This window comes from Oryzibacillus soli (assembly GCF_051594765.1).
Classification (GTDB): Bacteria; Bacillota; Bacilli; order Paenibacillales; family NBRC-103111; genus Paenibacillus_AR.
In genome coordinates, this window is the sequence record NZ_JBPPGJ010000003.1 from 69,003 (window position 1) to 87,289 (window position 18,287).

15 protein-coding genes are annotated in these 18,287 nt (G+C 61.3%); 4 read left to right on the plus strand and 11 right to left on the minus strand.

From position 1 onward, the window contains the following. Positions 1–33 precede the first annotated feature (33 nt). The 3 genes from ACSEXW_RS04510 (at position 34) to ACSEXW_RS04520 (ending at position 2,832) form a co-directional block, all read left to right on the plus strand. Complete coding sequence (locus tag ACSEXW_RS04510; protein WP_438444911.1) at positions 34–726, plus strand: PspA/IM30 family protein; 693 nt, start codon at positions 34–36, stop codon at positions 724–726. Positions 727–923: 197 nt separating this feature from the next. Further along, positions 924–1,979, plus strand: coding sequence for a metallophosphoesterase family protein (locus tag ACSEXW_RS04515; RefSeq protein ID WP_438444912.1), 1,056 nt, complete (start codon positions 924–926; stop codon positions 1,977–1,979). Between the two features lie 124 nt (positions 1,980–2,103). Beyond that, entirely contained in the window at positions 2,104–2,832 is a 729-nt protein-coding gene (locus ACSEXW_RS04520; protein WP_438444913.1) for a glycerophosphodiester phosphodiesterase, read from the plus strand. Positions 2,833–2,902: 70 nt separating this feature from the next. On the opposite strand, the gene ACSEXW_RS04525 is transcribed toward ACSEXW_RS04520, so the two are convergent. Next, on the minus strand, positions 2,903–4,363 hold the full coding sequence (locus ACSEXW_RS04525) for a CAP-associated domain-containing protein (protein ID WP_438444914.1): 1,461 nt from the start codon (positions 4,361–4,363) through the stop codon (positions 2,903–2,905). 253 nt (positions 4,364–4,616) lie between these two features. Between ACSEXW_RS04525 and ACSEXW_RS04530 the strand changes: the two genes are divergently transcribed. Then, a complete protein-coding gene (locus ACSEXW_RS04530; protein ID WP_438444915.1) occupies positions 4,617–4,985 on the plus strand; it encodes a VOC family protein in 369 nt (122 codons plus the stop codon). 63 nt (positions 4,986–5,048) lie between these two features. Here ACSEXW_RS04530 and wsfD read toward each other — a convergent pair whose 3' ends face one another. The 10 genes from wsfD to ACSEXW_RS04580 all read right to left on the minus strand — a co-directional run bounded on the left by wsfD (position 5,049) and on the right by ACSEXW_RS04580 (position 18,284). Then, the gene (wsfD, locus tag ACSEXW_RS04535; RefSeq protein ID WP_438444916.1) at positions 5,049–6,479 is read right to left on the minus strand and encodes a glycan biosynthesis hexose transferase WsfD; all 1,431 of its coding nucleotides are present in this window, start codon (positions 6,477–6,479) and stop codon (positions 5,049–5,051) included. Continuing rightward, on the minus strand, positions 6,476–7,450 hold the full coding sequence (locus ACSEXW_RS04540; protein WP_438444917.1) for a phosphatase PAP2 family protein: 975 nt from the start codon (positions 7,448–7,450) through the stop codon (positions 6,476–6,478). Before ACSEXW_RS04540 ends, wsfD begins: the two co-directional genes overlap by 4 nt. Further along, positions 7,443–8,705, minus strand: a complete 1,263-nt coding sequence (locus ACSEXW_RS04545) for an ArnT family glycosyltransferase (RefSeq protein ID WP_438444918.1) — start codon at positions 8,703–8,705, stop codon at positions 7,443–7,445. The genes ACSEXW_RS04540 and ACSEXW_RS04545 overlap by 8 nt, the downstream gene beginning before the upstream one ends. Positions 8,706–8,712: 7 nt before the next feature. Next, entirely contained in the window at positions 8,713–9,075 is a 363-nt protein-coding gene (locus ACSEXW_RS04550; protein WP_438444919.1) for an EamA family transporter, read from the minus strand. A 424-nt stretch (positions 9,076–9,499) separates the two neighbouring features. After that, complete coding sequence (locus tag ACSEXW_RS04555) at positions 9,500–10,246, minus strand: class I SAM-dependent methyltransferase (RefSeq protein ID WP_438444920.1); 747 nt, start codon at positions 10,244–10,246, stop codon at positions 9,500–9,502. A gap of 44 nt (positions 10,247–10,290) precedes the next feature. Continuing rightward, positions 10,291–12,852, minus strand: coding sequence for a S1C family serine protease (locus ACSEXW_RS04560; protein WP_438444921.1), 2,562 nt, complete (start codon positions 12,850–12,852; stop codon positions 10,291–10,293). Between the two features lie 168 nt (positions 12,853–13,020). Further along, positions 13,021–14,517 (minus strand): FGGY-family carbohydrate kinase, encoded by a 1,497-nt coding sequence (locus ACSEXW_RS04565; RefSeq protein WP_438444922.1) that lies wholly within the window; start codon positions 14,515–14,517, stop codon positions 13,021–13,023. 182 nt (positions 14,518–14,699) lie between these two features. Continuing rightward, positions 14,700–15,650, minus strand: coding sequence for an ABC transporter permease (locus tag ACSEXW_RS04570; RefSeq protein ID WP_438444923.1), 951 nt, complete (start codon positions 15,648–15,650; stop codon positions 14,700–14,702). Next, complete coding sequence (locus ACSEXW_RS04575) at positions 15,647–16,729, minus strand: ABC transporter permease (RefSeq protein WP_438444924.1); 1,083 nt, start codon at positions 16,727–16,729, stop codon at positions 15,647–15,649. Before ACSEXW_RS04575 ends, ACSEXW_RS04570 begins: the two co-directional genes overlap by 4 nt. Before the next feature lies 1 nt (position 16,730). Beyond that, the gene (locus tag ACSEXW_RS04580; protein ID WP_438444925.1) at positions 16,731–18,284 is read right to left on the minus strand and encodes an ABC transporter ATP-binding protein; all 1,554 of its coding nucleotides are present in this window, start codon (positions 18,282–18,284) and stop codon (positions 16,731–16,733) included. Positions 18,285–18,287: the final 3 nt, after the last annotated feature.

Consider the following 18,287-nt stretch of genomic DNA (forward strand, 5'->3'; position numbering starts at 1 on the left):
CAACCTAATCGAACCAAAAAGGAGAGGAATCCCATGGGTGTATTCCGCAGAATGAAAGACATGACCAAAGCCAGCACCAACAACCTTCTCGATAAGATCGAGGATCCGCTGGCCATGCTGAACCAGTACCTCCGCGACATGCAGGAGGAAATCGCCAAGGCCGAGGTCGTCACGGCCAAGCAGATCGCCAACGAGCGGATGCTGAAGGAACGCGTGGCGGACGCATTGTCCCGCAGCGCCATCTGCGAGCGCCGGGCCGAGGAGGCGCTGCGTGGCGGACGGGAGGAGGAGGCTCGCCGTTTCCTGGAGGAGAAGGTGGCCGCCGACGAGCGCTCCCGCGATCTGGTTGCCTTCCATACCCAATCGAAGGCACAGGCCGATGAGCTCCTGCGCCAGCTCCAGGAGATGAAGGATGAGTTCTACCGGATGCGCAGCAAGAAGAACGAGCTGCAGCACCGGGCCGAGCTGGCCAAGGCGAAGAAGCGGACGGCGGATATTTTCTACCTGAACCGGATCGAGACAGGCTCCGCGGCTTCCGGCTTCCACCGCATGGAGGAGAAGATTCTGCAGCTGGAGGCCGAAGCCGATGTGCGCCGGGTTATGGCGGTGACCCCCGCCTTGAACGGCTACTCCGGAGGGGCGTATCCCCCGCTTGACCCGGTCCGCCAGCAGCGGATCGAAGAGGAGCTCTACCGGCTCCGCGAAAGACAATCCAACGGTCTGTAACCAGGTCCTTCCATCCCCAGGAACCGGATGTTCCGCGGGTGGAAGGCCTTTTTTTATTATTCCGATCGGGGGAGGGAGAAATAGGCCCGGTCCGCTTTTTTGGCGGTGAAATTCCATGTATAATGACTGATATCACAACTCATTCCGAGTGCCAGACTTCCGATCCGGCTGCCGGACCGAAAGGGGTAAGAAGACTCATGTCCAGACGAGGATTTGTTAAATGGCTGCTGGGAGGAATCGTTCTGCTGTTCGGAGGCCTGTGGGTCTGGCTGCAGAAGCTGATGGAAGCAGGCGAATCCGGGCAAGCCTCGGCCCCGGCCGCAACGGCCGCAAGCCCCACTCCTACTCCCGAACCCTCTCCGACGCCGAAGCCCGTGAAGGAGAAGGGCAAGCTGCTCCTCTCCACCTTCCTCTTCAGCGACATGCATATCTCCGTCAGCGAGGATACGATGTCGAAGAAGCTCCGGATGGCGCTCGATGACGTGACGGCCCTGGAAGCCGGTCAAGGCAAGCCGGAGGCCATCGTGTTCGGCGGCGACCTGACGGATTACGGCCGGGCCAGCGATTACGCCCTTCTGCGCCGCATTCTGAACGAGTATAAGCTCCCCCCGCTCTATGGCAACATGGGCAATCATGACTACTATGACATCTATCTGAACAAAGACGGCGGCTGGTCCACCGAGACGGTACCCAACGGCAAGACCGACGAGCAAGCCCGCAAGCGGTTCCGCGAGTTCTTCCGCACGGATAAGCACTACGGCGACGCTTGGGTGAACGGCGTGCATCTCATCCTGGTATCGCAGGACCTCTATGTGCAGGAGAAGGCCGACGTAGGCGAAGGCGCCTGGTACACCGATGAGCAGCTGGCGTGGCTCAAGAAGACGATGGAGCCCCATGCGGACGGCCGCCCCGCCCTGGTGTTCATCCACCAGCCCCTCCCTCCGGCAGGGACGGACGGCGCCACCCACCGCCTGATCCGCGCTAAGGAATTCCGTGCGATTCTGGCCCCCTACCCCAACGTGTTCGTCTTCTCCGGGCATACGCACCAGGACCTGTCCGGCGGCAGCCATTACACCAAGGAGACCTTCCATTGGTTCATCAACGCCTCCGTCGGACGGACCCGGGGGGGAACGGGAAACAAAGCCCAGGGGCTGTCCATCCAAGTCTATGAGGGTGCCGTCGTGATCAAGGGCCGCGAATTCAGCGAGAAGGCCTGGATCCCCCAGGCGGATTGGGACATTCCGCTGGCCTAAAGCAGGAAGGGAGCCCGCCCGAAGGCCGGCATCTTAACATCCGCTTCAAGTCCGGTTAACACCGGCATAACCGGCTTGGCCTATACTGGATGGGAAGCGAACCTACAGGAAGGGGATTCCCGATATGAAACCATTGGTTTACGCCCACCGCGGCGCCTCCGGCGATGCGCCGGAGAATACGATGGCCGCCTTCCGGCTGGCCCTGGAGCAGGGCGCCGAGGGCATCGAGCTTGACGTCCAGATGACGGCAGACGGACTTCTCGCGGTGATCCATGACGAAACGCTGGACCGCACCACCGACCGGAAGGGCTGGGTCGGCGACTTGACCTATGACGAGATCCGGCGGGCGGATGCCTCCTTCCGCTTCCCCGCTTATAAGGGAGAGCCCGTACCGCTGCTCTCCCAGGTGCTGGAGCTGCTCGTCCCCACATCGCTTGAACTGAACATTGAGCTAAAGAACGGCATCCGCCTCTACGACGGCATGGAGGAGGCCGCTGTCCGGCTCGTTCGGGAATACGGATTGGAGCAGCGGGTGGTCTTCAGCTCCTTCAACCATTACAGTGTGGCGAAGCTGGTGCGACTCGCTCCCGAGATCGAGTCGGGCATCCTGTACGAAGCCGGGCTGTACCGGCCTTGGGACTATGCCTCTACGGTAGGCGCAAGGGCCCTTCACCCCTATCTCTACAGCATCAACCGGGAGCTCACGGATGCGGCTCATGAAGCAGGTCTGAAGGTCCGCCCCTGGACGGCTAATTCGGAGCAGGAGTGGGCCGCCCTCACCGCTGCCGGCGTTGACGCCATCATCACGAATTACCCTGCACGGCTCCTGGCCTTCCTGGAAGGGCAGGCTTAGTGGAACAACATGAAGACAGCCCCCGGAGGACCTGGATCCCCGGGGGCTGTCTTCATTATGTATCGCGAGATTAATAGGGCGAGTAGAAATTTTGCGTATAATAGGCCTTCATGTCCCCGCCGAAGTAGACGCCCACGCCCAGCTCCTGCGACATGCCCAGGATGCTCTTGCGGTGGCCCTCGGAGTTCATCCAGCAGTGGTGGGCCTCCATGGCATCCGTCTGTCCGGCGGCGATATTCTCCGCATAGGTGCTGAAGCGAAGCCCCTTGGCCTCCGCCCGGTCCCAGGGCATCTGCCCCTCCAGGTTCCGGTGCTCGAAGTAGCCCTTGTCCGCCATGTCCTGGCTGTGCAGGCGGGACACCGCCGCCACCGGCTCGCTCCAGTCATAGAGGGACAAGCCCTTCTGGGCGCGCACGGCATTGGCCAGATCGAAGATCTCCTTCTCGTAGCTCTGCCGCAGCCGTTCACTCAGTGCGCCATGGAAGGAATGAAGCGCTTGCTCCACATCCGACTGAATGATCTCGATGCCGCTGATCCGCCCGAACTCATGCAGATCATAATAGAGCTTGGCATAGGCATCCCCGATCTTGAATACGCCGGCATGGCCGTCAGTCCGCTGTCGGTAGGAGACATCCCCCTTGACGATGGCCTCCAGCGGCTTCCCGAGAGCAACCGTCAATTCGGCCTGCGAGGCCGAAGGCTTGATCCCGTTCGGAAGCTGCCAATCCGAGCCGATGGTATAGAGGCCGACCACCTTCCCGTTCTGAATCCCCACCTGGGCGTAATTCGCCGGTTCCCGATTATATACAAACCATTCGAAGCCATACTTGCTCGCATCCTTGCGCGCCGGCTGGCCCAGCTTGGCCACCACCGACTCCTCCGAATCCCCCAGGGATACGCCGCGGACCGCCATCACCTTCGAGTCCTTCGTCGACTCCGCCGTCTTGACGACCGAAGCCGGCAGGGTCAAGCCCCGCTCCCGCACATTGCGCAGGAACTGCACCGCCTCGGCCCGCGTCAGCGGATCGGAGACGCCGAAGCCGTCCACCGTAGCGGAGGTCTTGCCCTCGGACAGCTTGCGGTCCAAGAGATACTGCACGGCATCCGGAACCCCCAGCTGCCTGCCTTGCGTGCTGGCAATCAACCGGGCTACCTGGCCCCGGTCAAAGCGCGAGCCGTCTACATCCCGGAGCATGCTCCAGCCCCGCTGGCCGGCCACATTGTAATACGCAGCGTACCATTCTTCCCCGGGCTTCGGTGCCGCCGCAGAGCCCGCCTCCGGGAACGCCCGGATCAGCATGGCCAGGAACTCGGGCTCCGTCACCCGGTTCTCCGGGCGGAACGAGCCGTCGTCGTAGCCGGTGACGATCCCTTTTTCCAACGCCCAATCAATGGCCGTCTTCCCCCAATGGGCCGACGTATCCGGGAAACCTTTGGCCATAGCGGCGGCAGGACCGCCGGTACCGGCCAGTAACGAGAGCAGCAGTGCGGACGAGAGGATCAAGCGCAAGCATTTGGCCAATGGGTTCATGATGTCGAGTCTCCCTAATCGATAGTAGACGAGCCGTTTCTATCCAACTCTATTCTACTTTGTTTTGGGAGACGTGAAAACTGTCGAATGCAGAAGAAATAAGAAGAATTATGGAATATGTTTCCTTTCCCAATGTCGAAGAGTGCTGAAACTCTAATCCCCCTCTATGACATAAAGGGGTATATACTGATTTCAGAGGATTTCGGCACCCAGGAAGGCATCCGTTAGCAGCATCATAAGGAGGATGAGAAGTATGATTGACGTGGGCCTATTCGTAGGAAATATGGAGAGGATGGTCACCTTCTACCGCGACGTTCTGAACTTTGAAACCGATTGGGACGGCGGCCTCTTCGCGACGTTCAAGAAGGAGACGGATCAGCTGTTTATGTTCGACCGCAAGCATTTTGCCGAGTCCATCGGCGAAGCCTATGTTCCGCCGAGCGGCATCAACCTGACCATGGAGATGTATATGCGTTTCGCCACCGCTCAGGTGGATCTGGAATATGAACGGCTGAAAGCGCTGGATGTCCGAATCCTTGAAGAATTGTCCACCAAGCCGTGGGGCCAGCGAAATTTCTTCATTGCAGACCCCGAGGGCAACATTATTGAAATCGGCGATTAGGGCTCCCCCCTAGGCGTCGCTAAGCATAACGAAAAAGCGGCCATGGGCCGCTTTTCATTGTACCTACCGGAACCGGAATCGTCTTGTCAGCTTCAGCCCGCGGTCCGCCAGCCAAACCACGGACGAGAGCAGCATCAGGTCGAAGGAGATGTTGAAGCCGAACAGATGCTTGCCCAGATCCGCTTCCCCGTCTCCGATGACCGGCGTCACGAATTGGAGGAGTCCGATGAGCCCGACGAAGGCGAACAGCTCCAGATAGATCCGCTCCTTGGCGCTTCCGGCCCTCCAGTAGCTCCGGATCAGAACCCCGAAGTAACCGGCGAACACCAGGGCGATGAACCACAGCCGGTTCGGCAGCACCTCATGCTTGAACTCGCTCCAATAGCTGAACGTATCGGACAGAGCGCCGCGCGGGCGTCCCTCCGCTTTCTCGTAATTGCCCAGGTAATAAGGCCGGATGCTGAAGCCGTTCTCCGCCGCCGTCTCCAGCTTGTGGTAGAAGCGGACCGGATGCTTCAAGTAGAAGAGCCCCACCTTGGCATGGCTGAACCGGGGATGGTATTCGTTGGCGAACACGGGATCCTTCTGGTCGATGGGCGCCTTCTCGAAGTAGTTGGTCCCGGCATTCACCGCCAGCTTCTCCGGCAGCCCCAGCTCCCGCAGGTCCTGCTCCGGCGTGTCCGAGCCCTTCAGCACCCCGTAGAAGACGGTCTGGTATTCGTTGATGATCTTGATTTCGCGGGGCAATGAAAAATAGATGGCTGCCGACGCCAGCACCAGCACGCCCGTTAACATGTAGATCCTCTTCCGCCAGCCCGGATTCATCCGCAGACTAGCGAAGCGCCAGATGAGCAGCGCCAGAAGAATGCCCACCGGAGCGTTCTGCACCTTGGCTGCAATCAGGAACAGGGCGGAGATGAAGAAGCCCGTCAGCGCTCCGCTGGACGGCTCCTCCTGGGCAAGCATTCGCAGGGCGAAGCCCAGCGTCAGGAGGAGGAATATTAAGGATACCGGCTCGCTGAACAAGGAATTGTAATAGGCCGAATAGCCGACGTCCGCGAACATGAGCACGAAGAGAACCGCCAGAAGGGCGCGTACGGCCGGGTGACTGATCCGGTTATAACGGAGCACCATCCAGGCTGCCGCCACGAACAGGGCGATGTAGAGGAAGGCCAGCATCCGCATATCGAACAGGCCGTCTCGCAGCAGTGCCCAGCTGAGCCCCTTGGCTGCAAGCACCGGCACCAGCGAGCTGGTGACATAGCCGCCCAGCCCCATCTCCGTCAGCTTGAACTCCCGGATGAAGTATCCGAAGAACTTGTCCTCGTAGGTCATCGAAGGATCGGTATACCCCAGACCTACGGTCCCCATGATCCGTTGGAAATCGCCGTTGTCGGCCATCCCCACCACGGGGCCTGTCAGCAGAAGCACCGCCAGGATGACGGCGGCCGCAGCAGCGGCGATCCATTCGATGCCGTAGCTTTTGGGCTTCATGATGCTTGTTGCCCTCCCTTGCCGGTACCGAGACGCTGCTGCAGCTTGGCGCCCAGCCCCTCGAACTTCACGGTGAATGCGGTGAACGCCCGGGAGCCTACGATCCAATCGGCCAGCTTGACGCAGAGCCAAGCGAAGAGCATGCCTCCGAAGACGTCGATGACCCAGTGGATCTTCAGGTACATGGTCGACAGGATGATGGAGATGCAGTAGATCGAGAGAATCGTCTTATACCAGCGGCTCTTCTCCCGGAGGGACAAGAGGAGACCGGCGAACGCGATGGAGGTGTGCATGCTCGGGAAGCAATTGAGCACGGTCTGGAAGGTTTGCTCCGGTGTCATGACCCGCTCCAGCAGATCCGGCGTTCCCTGCACGTACCATACCTCCTGCAGCAGAATGGTGTTGTAGAACGGCAGAATGAGAGGCACCTGCAGCAGATAGCCTGCCAGCGAATAGCGGCCCATGCGTGCCACATCCTTGGTGAAGAAAGCCCGGATGACGCAGATCCAGTACGAGAGCGTAAAGCCGTACGCATACACCCACTGCATGTAACGGGTGAGCCAATGGGGCTGCCAATGGCGCAGGAAGGCCGCGTCGTTCAGCGGAATCCGGTCGAAGGCTTCATTCCAATGGAATATATGGCGCACCGACTCGGTCTGCCAGCCCACCACCCGGTGCCAGAAGGGATTCGCATAATTGTAGATCAGGTAAAAGGCCAGCAGCGTCAACAGTCCCGCCGGCATAAAATTCACCCAGCTGATCTGCTTCGCATCCCGCCGGACACCGATGAGAGCGGCGGCCAGAAGCAGGACGCAGATCCAGCTCCAGCTCTGGACCCGGGTGATGGCATAGATGACGCCGGCCGTCAGGATGAAGAGAGCCGGCAAATAAGTGCGGCGCAGCGCCCACTCCACCGGCTTCAGCTTGCCGCCGGACGGGAGGGCGTCCCACGCTTGGGTTTCGTCAGACATGGGGGAGGTCCCCTTTCTTCCTTCGTTGGATTAAAGTATGGGCCGCGAAGAGCGCGACCAAGGGCATCAGCGGCACCGAATACCGGGAATGGGCCAGATACACCATGTGAAGCAGGGACATGTAGCCGAACAAGAGGAGCAGCAGCCCGGCCTCTTTGTGGCGCCGCATGCGCCACATGCCCATGAAGCCCGGAATCAGCAAGGCGTAATGGTACAGAATGGGCACCGCCAGCGGGATCCCCGGCAGGGCCATCCAGTAGAAGACGTCGCCCCAGAAGAGGGCGAACTTGCCGACCGTGTACCAGGACAGGTACAGGAACGGTTTTTCCGAGAAGCCCTTCCGGATGCGTTCCTTGGCCATGGCGGTGTCCTGCTCGTCGTTGATCCACAGATCGTCCGTCGTGTGCCAGGTCCGCTGCTCCTCCAGGAACAGCGCCGGAACGGTCCACGGGTAGGTTCCCAGCAGGAGCGGATTGCCCCCCGCCTTGGTCAGCGGGATGAAGTGTCCGCCGGACACCTCATAGTTCCGCGCCCACCAGGGGGCAAGGCAGAGGACGAACACGGCCGAGGTGATCAGCCCGCAGTTGACGAGCTTCCTCCACGGGATCTTCGCCCCGTAGAGGTAATAGAAAAAGACCAGTCCCGGCCACAGCGCGATGGTGGGACGGACATAGACGGCGGCCGCCCACAACAGGCCGAAGAGGAGCGCCCAGTGGGAGCTGGGCTCCTCCATGGCCCGAAGCGCCGCATAGACCAGCAGCAGCAGGAACAGGAGGAACAGTGACTCGGTGAAGATGAACAGGGACATGAGCCAGAGCGGCGGATAGAAGGAGCTTAGGGTTACGGCCCAAATGGCCGTCCGTTCCCCGAAGATCCGGGAGCCGATCCGGTATAGCAGATACAGAGCGGCGCCGACCATAGCGGCCTGTAGCACCCGGAAGGTCTGCTCCAGGGCGACACCTCCGCCGGTGATCTTGTAGAGAAGCGCCAGGGTTCCCGGCAGCGCCGGGGTGATGAAGACGGTCGGGCGGTTCGGGTCGTTGTAGGTGAAGCGTCCCTCCTCCGCCAGAATCCGGGCCGATTCCAAATAACCCCGGTCATCGGAGCCGTAATCGTACCGCGTGCCGAAGAAGCCGATCAGCAGGCACTTGAGCAGGAAAGTTGCGGCCAGGAGGATCAGGACCGTCTTCCGGTATCGATGGGTGGTCCAGGAGGCTCGGGGGCCTCGCTGTGTATGAGTATCCAATTCGTTCACGCCGCCTCTACCCCTTCCACCCAATCAAGGAGACGCCGGCCAGGATCAGCACGCAGCCGATGATCTTGGCGGCATTCAGCGGCTCGCCGAAGATATAGTAAGCGCCGATGACGGCAAGGATATAGGCTAGGCTCTGGATCGGGTAAGCCATGCTGAGCGGTACCCGGGACAGAATGTAGAGCCACAGCACAGTGGCCACCCCGTACATCGCCAGTCCGGAGAGCACGTAGGGCGACAGGAACAGCTGGAACACCCCGCCGACGGTGCCGAAGCCGCCGGGGCTTTTTTGCATGCCGAACTTCCACAGGAACTGCCCGCTCACGAGTATCAGGGTGTTAATCACAATGAGTATGAATGAGACCGGGGTCATGCGCATCTTTCCTCCTTCAAGAAACACTTCTCCTATCTTACCGAATTTACCAGCCGAATTCCAACCCCCCTTCGCTTGGGGGGAGGCGCAGCGTGATCAGCGACGTCTAACGGTTGCCACGGAGCTTATTCGCTCGCCAGAGGGCAACTTCATTTTCTAACGGTTGCTATAGCGCTTATTCGTCAAAATATCGCTTCCCCGTTGCTGTAGACGAAGAAATAACGTTCCTGACAACCGTTACCATGCAAAATCGCGGATCATCAGGCGAATAACCCTTCTGGCAACCGTTAGCTAACCCAGCCTCCACCCTGGAGACGCCCCCTCCGCCCAACACAACACCAAACAAAAAAAGAGAGGCCGCAGCCTCTCTTCCCGTTGCCGTTCCTATCCTGCCGTTCCTATCCTGCCGTTCCTATCCAGCCGTTCAGTCCTCCGGCTTGCGCAGCACGGCCACGATGGCCGGCGAATCCGGAGCGTACGGCTCGCCCTGGAAGCTGCCGTACAGCTCGGGAACCGGCAGTCCGAACTGGTCCATAATCTGCAGCAGCTCTTCACTCTGCAGCGGCAGGAGCCGGACCTCGCTCTCGTAGGTCTCCCGAGCCTCCCGTCCCTCCACCGTCAGGTGGCCCAGGAACAGGATGCCGTCCTCCCCCATCTCGTAGGTGCGCCGGAAGACCACCCGGTCCTCTCCCGCTTGGCGCTCGATCAAGGGCAGCTCCTTCACGTGGTCCCGGAGGATCCGGTCGTAATTGACGACCTGGAGGACCAGGGTGCCTCCCGGCTTCAGCCGGTCGTACATCCGGATCACCGCATCGGCGATCTCGATGAGATTGTCCAGATGCACCAAGGAGTTGCCTACGCACAGCACCGCATCATAAGCTTGGGCCGGCAGGGTGTTCAGGCCCCGCATATCCATCTGCAGCGGCCGGAAGCCCTCGCCTCCGGCCTCCGCCGCTTTGACCTCCATCCGTTCGGTCATAGCCGGATCCACATCGATGGCCGTCACCCGGTATCCGAGCTTCGCCAGCTCCAAGGCCAGATTGCCCGTTCCCGCCGCTACGTCGAGGATGGCGCCACCCGCCGGAACCCGTCCGGCCACGAACCGGACCTGGGGGGCCGATGCGGGGAACAGCTCGTCATAATACCGGCTTAGCGTTTCATAGAAGCCCACGTTCTTTCCCACCTTTTGCCGCGTCATCTTTCTAGTGTGCCCGCTTACTCGCCCTTAAACCGCAGGGACTCCAGCGCCCCCTTCAGGTCCTTCAGGTTCGTTTCGGTCCGGACGGCATCCTTCAGGCGCAGGCGAACCTCATACGTGACCCCGTTCTTCGCGAACAGGATGCTCTTATCCTCGTAAGGAACCTTGTGGATCGAGTAATGCACATCGAACTGCTTGGCCGGAAGGCCCAGGATCTCGATGTCTGTGATCTCCAGCTTGTAGTCGGCATCGTTCTCCTTGCTCTCCTTCTGGCTCTTCTCCATTTCCTCGAGAAGCTCGGCGTAGGACTGGGACTTATCCGCCGAGATGGAGAAGCTGCCTCCCGTGAACGCAAAGGTCACTCTCTCTCCCTCGTCGTCATCCCCCGCCGATCCGGTACGGCCCGACCGCTCCCAATACTCCGGCACCTCCAGCGCATAGCCGAAGTCCTTGCTGCGGTACTCCACCTTGTTGGCGTAGTCGATCAGGTCCTCCTCGTCCTCCATGTAGCCGATGGAGGCGTTGCGGCTGCCGGACAGCTCGAAGGAGGCCTTCACCTTGGACACCAGCTCCTCCGCCTCCTTGGCCGGCGTCTCCTTCGGATAGCCGATCTCGAGGCGGTACTTGTACCCGTCCTTCTCCACGAAGAAATACTTCACCGTCGTCCACTTGTCCCCCAGGGTGTAGCTGAAGGTCCACTCCTTGGCGGCCAGTCCCGCCACCTTGGCGTTCTCCGTCTCCCCGGCTTCGACATAGCCGGCGGCATATTGGCCGGCGATCCGGCTGGCGGTGCGGTCCGCCCATGCGGATAGCGTATCTCCCTCCGCCATCGAGGCCATATACACCTCCGCATGCCGGGTGCTGCCGCTGTTCTCATAACGCCCGGTGACGCTGTAATCCTCCTCCCACTCCGCAGGTACGGAGAAGGAGTAGCCGTATTCCGGATGCACGTAGCGCTGATAGCCCGAATCCTCCACGGCAATATCCTTCAAGGTCTTGTCGCTCTTGTCGAAGGCGAAGGTGAAGCTGTCCAGGAGCTCCGTGTAGCCCTTGCGCTTCATGCTGTTCTTGTAGACCTGCTCCGAGTAGATGGCGGCGCCCACGTAGTAGATGTAATCCCCATGATCATATGCCCGCAGCTCGTAATAGCCGTAGTCGTCCTTGCTGATGACCCGGGCATAGGAGCCGTTTTTGCCGTCGACATACTTGCGGTCCAGAATGGTGCCCCCCTCCGCTTGGGAGGAGAGAGACTTCAGGAGAGCGCTCTTGGAATATTCGTACGACTTCTCCTCGACCGACACATGGAGGGAGTACTCCCCCTTGGCATCGCCCAGGGTGATGGAGTTGCCCTTCTTCGACTGGTAGTACGTATCCGCGCCGGAGGGATACTTCATGGACCAGCCGTACCGGCTGTCGCCGATATGGGTCTTGCCCGCGTCGGAGTCGAAGTCCCCTTCTTTCCCCGCTGCAGCGCCGGATATGCCGTCCTCCTGCTGCAGCTCGCCGAACGTCACGCTCCGGCTTACGTCGGAGGTCCCCGATACCAGCGCGAAGTTGGCGGATTCCCCAGGCAGGTATCCCTTCAGCAGCTCGTTGAACTCCACCAGGTTCCGCACAGGCTTGCCTCCGACGGACAACAGCTTGTCGCCGCTCTTGATGCCGGCTTTGTCTGCCGGGGAGCCCGGCTCCACGTAGCTGACGGTCGGCGGCTCGTCACTGGGGATTCCGACGACGGCGGCCCAGCTCTCCTCCAGCTCCAGACCGGCGTACGGACGCTTCACCTTGCCGTATTGCAGGAAATGCTTCAGCACGTACTGAACCGTATCCGACGGAATGGCGAAGCCCAGGTTGTCCACGCCGTAGTCGGAGAACTTCAGCGTATTGATCCCGACGACTTCCCCCTTCAGGTTCACGAGAGCGCCGCCGCTGTTGCCGGGGTTAATGGCCGCATCCGTCTGAAGCAGCCGGTACGTGGAATTAACGGAGCGGTCCAGACCGCTAATGACGCCCACCGTCACCGAATTCCGGAGCGAAAAAGAAATCGGTGTGCCGATGGCGATCACCGTATCTCCCACCTGAGCCGCCGTGGGGGCGGCGAATACCGCCGGCTTCAGGCCCGTGGCCTCGATGCGAACCAGCGCCAGATCGCTCTCCTCGTCCATGTGGGTGGTCTTGCCTGCGTATTGTTTGCCGTCGGCGGTGACGACCACGATGGGGTCCATCTCCTGCACGACGTGCGCATTGGTTACGATGTAGCCGTCGGAGCGCACGATCACACCTGTGCCGTGGGCCAGATCGAAGCGGCCCGCACTGCTCCCCGCCGTCTTGTGCTTGCCGATGATGGCTACGACCGAGGGCGAGGTGGCCTGGATCGCCTGGGTAATATTCCCCGAGCCGGCCCCTTGTCCGTTCGTATCGTTGGACTCCGCACTGATCATGGTCTTCACGGGACCGATGCTCATCGTCACGCCCGGATCTCCCTCAGACGGCGACGCTTGAACCGCCGTTCCCCATGCCGTTCCTTGAAGAAGGGCCGCCGCCATGGCTCCTGCGGCAATCCGGTATCCCCATTTCTTCATCGTTCACTACTCCCTCCAAGCCTCTCCCGGCTGTGATCTTCTCTATACGTACTGCCTGTACTCTGAATGTAACATGGGTTGGGTTTTCCCACAATGAAGGGTTTTGTCGAAGGGTAGCGAAAAGGCGGATGCCCGCCTCGGACACCCGCCTTGCTGAAGGGATGGCTCTTATAAGGATTGATAATATCCGCGAAGCGGCTTCTGCAGGGCCTCGTAGCCCGATTCGTAGAGCTTCCGGTAGAGCGTGTGGCGCTCCGGATCTCCGGAGACGGTGCGGGCCCCGCTCTTGTCGATGGCCTGCGCCGCCTCTTCCGCGCTGGCGTAGGAGCCGGCGCCGATGCCGGCCGCCATGGCTGCGCCGAGCAGCGTAGCCTCCGGAATCGGAGGCAGCTCCAGCGTGAAGTCGGACACGTCCGCCTTCACCTGCAGCCAATGGGGATTCCGGGTGCCGCCGCCGACGACCTGCAGCCGGACGATGGGGCTGCCCGCAATCTCCTCCGCCGAGCGCCGGATGGCCTCCAGCTGGTAGGCAGTGCCCTCCAGGAGCGCCTTGATGATGTCGCCCTGGCCGTGCTCCTTCGTCAGCCCGATGAAGGCGGCCTTCGCCTTCGTATCCGGTGCGGGCGCCCCGCTGCCGGTCAGATACGGGAAGTACAGAATGCCGGTAGGCCCGGGCTTCGTCTTGTCGAGCAGGCCGAGCATCCGCTCGTAGGAGATGGGCTCTTCGCCCAGTTGGGCGCGGAGCCATTCCACGGAGCCGCCGGAGGACGAGTTGCCGCCCATCCAGAAGAAGCGGTCCTTGGCCACATGGCAGCCGAAGGACAAGCCCGATTCGAACTCCTGGCGGCCGAGAGGCTTCTCCTCCAAGGTGCCCACCAGCGTCTCCGCCGTGCCCATGGAGTCATAGATGACGCCGGGGGTAATGGCGCCCACCGCCAGGGCGGCCACCACGTGGTCATGGCCCGCAATGGCCACCGGCATCCCTTCGGCCAAGCCGGTCTCCGCCGCTGCGGCCGGCGTGATGCCGCCGAGCGTGGTGCCGGACGGGGTCGCCTCCGGGTAGATGGCCGGATCGATGCCGAACTTCCGGAGCCACGGCTCATCCCATTGCTTCGTATCGACCCGGAACGCATAGGTGCGTGCCGCTAGGGAATAGTCGAAGCCCATGACGCCGGACAGCCGGTACGCGATGTAGCCGGAGGCCGACAGCCACCGCGCCTTCGGGGTGAAGGCCTGCGGGTAATGCTCCTTCAACCATAGGAGCTTGGCCAATCCCAGCTTGAAGCTCAGGTGCAGGCCGCTGGCTTGGAAGCGCTCGAAGGTGTCGCATTGGGACTTGATATAGTCCGCCTGGGGCCTGGAGCAGGTATCGAACCAGGGCATGAAGGGGGATAAGGGCTTGCCGGTGTCCAGATCCACCAAGAGGCCGCTCTCCGCCATGCTGGTGATGCCGACGGCTTCGATCTTGGCCGGGTCCACGCCCCGCGTCACTTCGCGAACCGCCGACGCCAGGAGCTTCCACATCTCCTCGGGCTCATAATAGAATTCTCCGCGCTCATTCTGATGGGTCGCGGTGGGCCGGCTGGCAATGGCGAGGGCCTTGCCGTCCTTGCCGAACAAGCCGGCTTTACTGTTGGTCGTGCCGATATCGATGCCAAGAAGCATGGGGCTTCCTCCGTTTTGTTCACGTAGTCACGATTCATGTTTCATTCTATCCCGCCCCGGACAAATTCGCAACGATAAATGTACGTACAAGTTGTTCAGGTGTGCGGCCGCTCCCGAAGACAAAAAAACCGGCCCGGGCAAGCCTCGCATGTCGCGAAGCTTGCTCTAGGCCGGTCTCGGGATCACCGCTTGCCCGGGTCGTAGGGCTCGCCCAGGGCGGCCGGGGCGACTGCCTTGCCGACAGCCCCTGCCAGCACCAGAATGGTGAGCACGTAGGGAAGCATGAAGATGAATTCCTGCGGAATGTTCGCCGACCACTCGTACAGCTGCACCACGTTCCGCAGCGAGGTGGCGAAGCCGAAGAACACCGCGGCCCCCAGGGCGCCGAACGGGTTCCACTTGCCGAAGATCATGGCCGCGATGGCGATGAAGCCTTGGCCGGAGATGGTGTTGTGCGAGAACGCGCTGGTAGTGGTCAGGGTGATCGTCGCCCCGCCCAATGCCGCCAGGGCGCCGCTCAGCATAACGCCGATGTAGCGCATCCGCTGTACCTTGATGCCGACGGTATCCGCAGCACTCGGGTGCTCGCCCACGGCGCGCAGCCGCAGGCCGAACGGCGTCCGGAACAGCGCGTACCAGGTGATGAGCACCACGGCATACGCCAGATAGGTCGGCGGATAGGCCCGGAACAGCGCCGCTCCGAGGAACGGGATGTCCGACAGGAAGGGCACCGCCGTCTTCGAGAAGACCTCATTCAGGTGCGTCGTCTCCGCCGAGCCCTCGAAGAGCAGCTTCACCAGGTACAGGCACAAGCCCGCCGCCAGGAAGTTGATGACGACGCCGCTGACCGTCTGGTCCGCCTTGAAGGTGATGGTCGCCACCGCATGGACGAGTGACAATAGCATGCCTAGGATGAAGGCCGCCAGCATGCCCACCCAGGGGGACAGGGCGCCCATCCCTCCGTCCTCGGCATAGAACGAGAAGACTCCCGCCCCGAACGCACCAACCACCATCAAGCCTTCGATCCCGATATTGACGATACCGGACCGTTCGGAGAATATCCCGCCCATGGCCGCCAGGATCAGGGGCGTGGAGAATACCAACGTGATATTGATCAGCTCTGCCAGATTCACCCTGCCGCCCCCTCCTTCTTGCGGCCGCCGGTCAGCGGGCGCAGCAACCAGCGGACCATGCCGCTGGCCGCCACAAAGAATATGACAAGCGCAATAACCACCCGGATGATCTCCGGGGGAACACCCGCTTCGAAGCTCATGCCTGCGGAGCCGTAGGTCAGGGAGCCGAACAGGGTTGCTCCCAGCAGCACGCCGACGGGGTTGTTGCCGCCGAGGAGCGCCACCGCGATCCCGTCGAAGCCATAGCCCGAGCTGGCCGCCGCAACGGTCTGATAGCCGAATACGCCCAGCGCCTCGAACACGCCTGCCAAGCCGGCGAAGACACCGCCGATGAACATGGCCTTGACCACGTTCCGGTTTACGTTGATCCCTGCATATTGAGCTGCATGGGGATTATGACCCACCGCCCGCAGCTCATAGCCCATCTTGGTCTTCCACAGAATGATGAAGAAGACGGCTACCGCCACCAGCGCCAGTGGGATGCCCCAATGGATGCGGGAACCGCCCATCCATTCGCCCAATTGGCTCCAGGTGAGGGAGGCCGTGGAATGGATGTTCTCGGACCGCTGCTGCCCCTTGCGGAGCAGGAAGTGGCTGATGACGTAATTGGACAGGAACAGGGCAATCCAGTTCAGCATGATGCTGGTGATGACCTCGTTGACGCCGCGAGCGGCCTTCAGCCAGCCGGCAATGGCGCCCCAGAGTCCGCCAGCAACGGCTCCGGCCAGCACGGCCAGCGGAGCATGCAGGAAGGCGGGCAGGAAGTCTACCTTGATGCCGACCCATACCGCACCCAGGCTGCCCATGATCACTTGGCCTTCGGCCCCGATGTTGAACAGGCCGGTGCGGAAGGCAAAGGCGACGGACAGACCCGTCAGGATGAGCGGCGTAATCTGCCGCAGCGTCTCCCCGAAGTCATACCGGGTTCCGAACACCTTGATGAACAGTGCCTGATACGCGACCAGAGGATTGTAGCCCCCGATCAGCATGATGGCCGCTCCGCACAGAAGACCGAGGACGATCGCCGCCAGCGGGATGAGAGCGGAATCCTTGACAAACCAACGCATGTACTTGCCCATGCTATCCCTCCGCTCCTTTCCCGCCGGTATTGCCTGCCATGAGGCAGCCCAGCTCCTGATCATTGGTTTCTTCCGGACGGACCTCGCCGACCACCCGTCCTTCATACATGACGACGATCCGGTCGGACAGCTTCAGAATCTCATCCAGCTCGAAGGAGACCAGCAGGACGCCCTTGCCCTTGTTCCGCTGCTCGATCAAGCGGCTGTGGATGAATTCGATGGCACCTACGTCCAGCCCGCGGGTGGGCTGAGCCGCAATCAAGAGGTCCGGGTTCTTGTCGACCTCCCGGGCGATGATGGCCTTCTGCTGGTTGCCGCCGGAGAGCGAGCGGGCCTTGGTGTGCGTACCCGGAGTCCGGACGTCGAACTCCCGGATCAGGCGGACCGCATGCTCCTCCATGGCCTCTTCGTTCATGAAGCCGTTCTTGTTGAACGGCGGCTTGTAGTAGGTGCCGAGCGCCATATTCTCCCGCATGCTGAAGTCCAGCACCAGCCCGTGCTTGTGCCGGTCCTCCGGGATCAGGGAGAGTCCCGCCTCGGAGATCACCCGTGGGGTACGGTTGGTCAGATCCTTGCCGTTCAGCAGGATCTGGCCTCCCTCCGCCTTGGCCAGTCCAGTCAGAGCCTGGATCAGCTCGCTCTGCCCGTTGCCGTCCACGCCGGCCACTCCGAGAATCTCTCCGCTGCGGACCTCCAGCGAGATGCCGTTCAGCGCCTTCAGCCCCCGGGCGTCGCGGACGGTCAGCTCGCGGACCTGCAGCACCGGCTGTCCCACCTTGGATTCGCCCTTGGCGATCTCGAAGGAGACGTTGCGACCCACCATGGCTTCCGCCAAAGCTTGGGGTGTTGTCTCCCCCGTCTGAACGGAGCCTACCACCTTGCCTCTGCGGATGATGGTGACCCGGTCTGCAATGGCCATAATTTCCTTGAGCTTGTGGGTGATGAGAATGATGGACTTGCCTTGGGCCACCAGATTCCTCATGATGTCGAGGAGCTCCTCGATCTCCTGCGGAGTCAGGACCGCCGTCGGCTCGTCCAAAATAATAATATCCGCACCGCGGTACAAGGTTTTGAGAATCTCCACCCGCTGCTGCATCCCGACCGAGATATCCTCGATCCGGGCGTAGGGGTCCACCTTCAGGCCGTACAGCTCGGACAATCGCTGCACCTCGGCCGCCGCTTGACGGATATTAATCGCGAGGCCCTTCTTGGGCTCGCTTCCCAAAATAATATTCTCCGCTACGGTAAAAGGGTGCACCAGCTTGAAGTGCTGGTGCACCATTCCGATACCGAGCTTGATTGCTTTATTCGGCCCGTCGATGACGACACGTTCGCCGTTCACGAGAATATCCCCTTCTTCGGGCTGATACAGCCCGAAGAGGATATTCATGAGCGTCGACTTGCCGGCGCCGTTCTCTCCCAGGAGCGCGTGGATCTCGCCCTTCTTCAGCTCCAGGGAGATGGAATCATTCGCCACGATGCCGGGGAACCGCTTGGTCACCCCGCGCATCTCGACCACGACGGGAGCGGATTCTAAGGCTGCCGCTCGGTTCATGGA

Coding starts and splice junctions, on each gene's coding strand:
- ACSEXW_RS04510 (WP_438444911.1), top strand. CDS start 34: ATGGGTGTATTCCGCAGAATGAAAGACATGACCAAAGCCAGCACCAAC.
- ACSEXW_RS04515 (WP_438444912.1), top strand. CDS start 924: ATGTCCAGACGAGGATTTGTTAAATGGCTGCTGGGAGGAATCGTTCTG.
- ACSEXW_RS04520 (WP_438444913.1), top strand. CDS start 2,104: ATGAAACCATTGGTTTACGCCCACCGCGGCGCCTCCGGCGATGCGCCG.
- ACSEXW_RS04525 (WP_438444914.1), bottom strand. CDS start 4,363: ATGAACCCATTGGCCAAATGCTTGCGCTTGATCCTCTCGTCCGCACTG.
- ACSEXW_RS04530 (WP_438444915.1), top strand. CDS start 4,617: ATGATTGACGTGGGCCTATTCGTAGGAAATATGGAGAGGATGGTCACC.
- wsfD (WP_438444916.1), bottom strand. CDS start 6,479: ATGAAGCCCAAAAGCTACGGCATCGAATGGATCGCCGCTGCTGCGGCC.
- ACSEXW_RS04540 (WP_438444917.1), bottom strand. CDS start 7,450: ATGTCTGACGAAACCCAAGCGTGGGACGCCCTCCCGTCCGGCGGCAAG.
- ACSEXW_RS04550 (WP_438444919.1), bottom strand. CDS start 9,075: ATGACCCCGGTCTCATTCATACTCATTGTGATTAACACCCTGATACTC.
- ACSEXW_RS04560 (WP_438444921.1), bottom strand. CDS start 12,852: ATGAAGAAATGGGGATACCGGATTGCCGCAGGAGCCATGGCGGCGGCC.
- ACSEXW_RS04565 (WP_438444922.1), bottom strand. CDS start 14,517: ATGCTTCTTGGCATCGATATCGGCACGACCAACAGTAAAGCCGGCTTG.
- ACSEXW_RS04575 (WP_438444924.1), bottom strand. CDS start 16,729: ATGGGCAAGTACATGCGTTGGTTTGTCAAGGATTCCGCTCTCATCCCG.
- ACSEXW_RS04580 (WP_438444925.1), bottom strand. CDS start 18,284: ATGAACCGAGCGGCAGCCTTAGAATCCGCTCCCGTCGTGGTCGAGATG.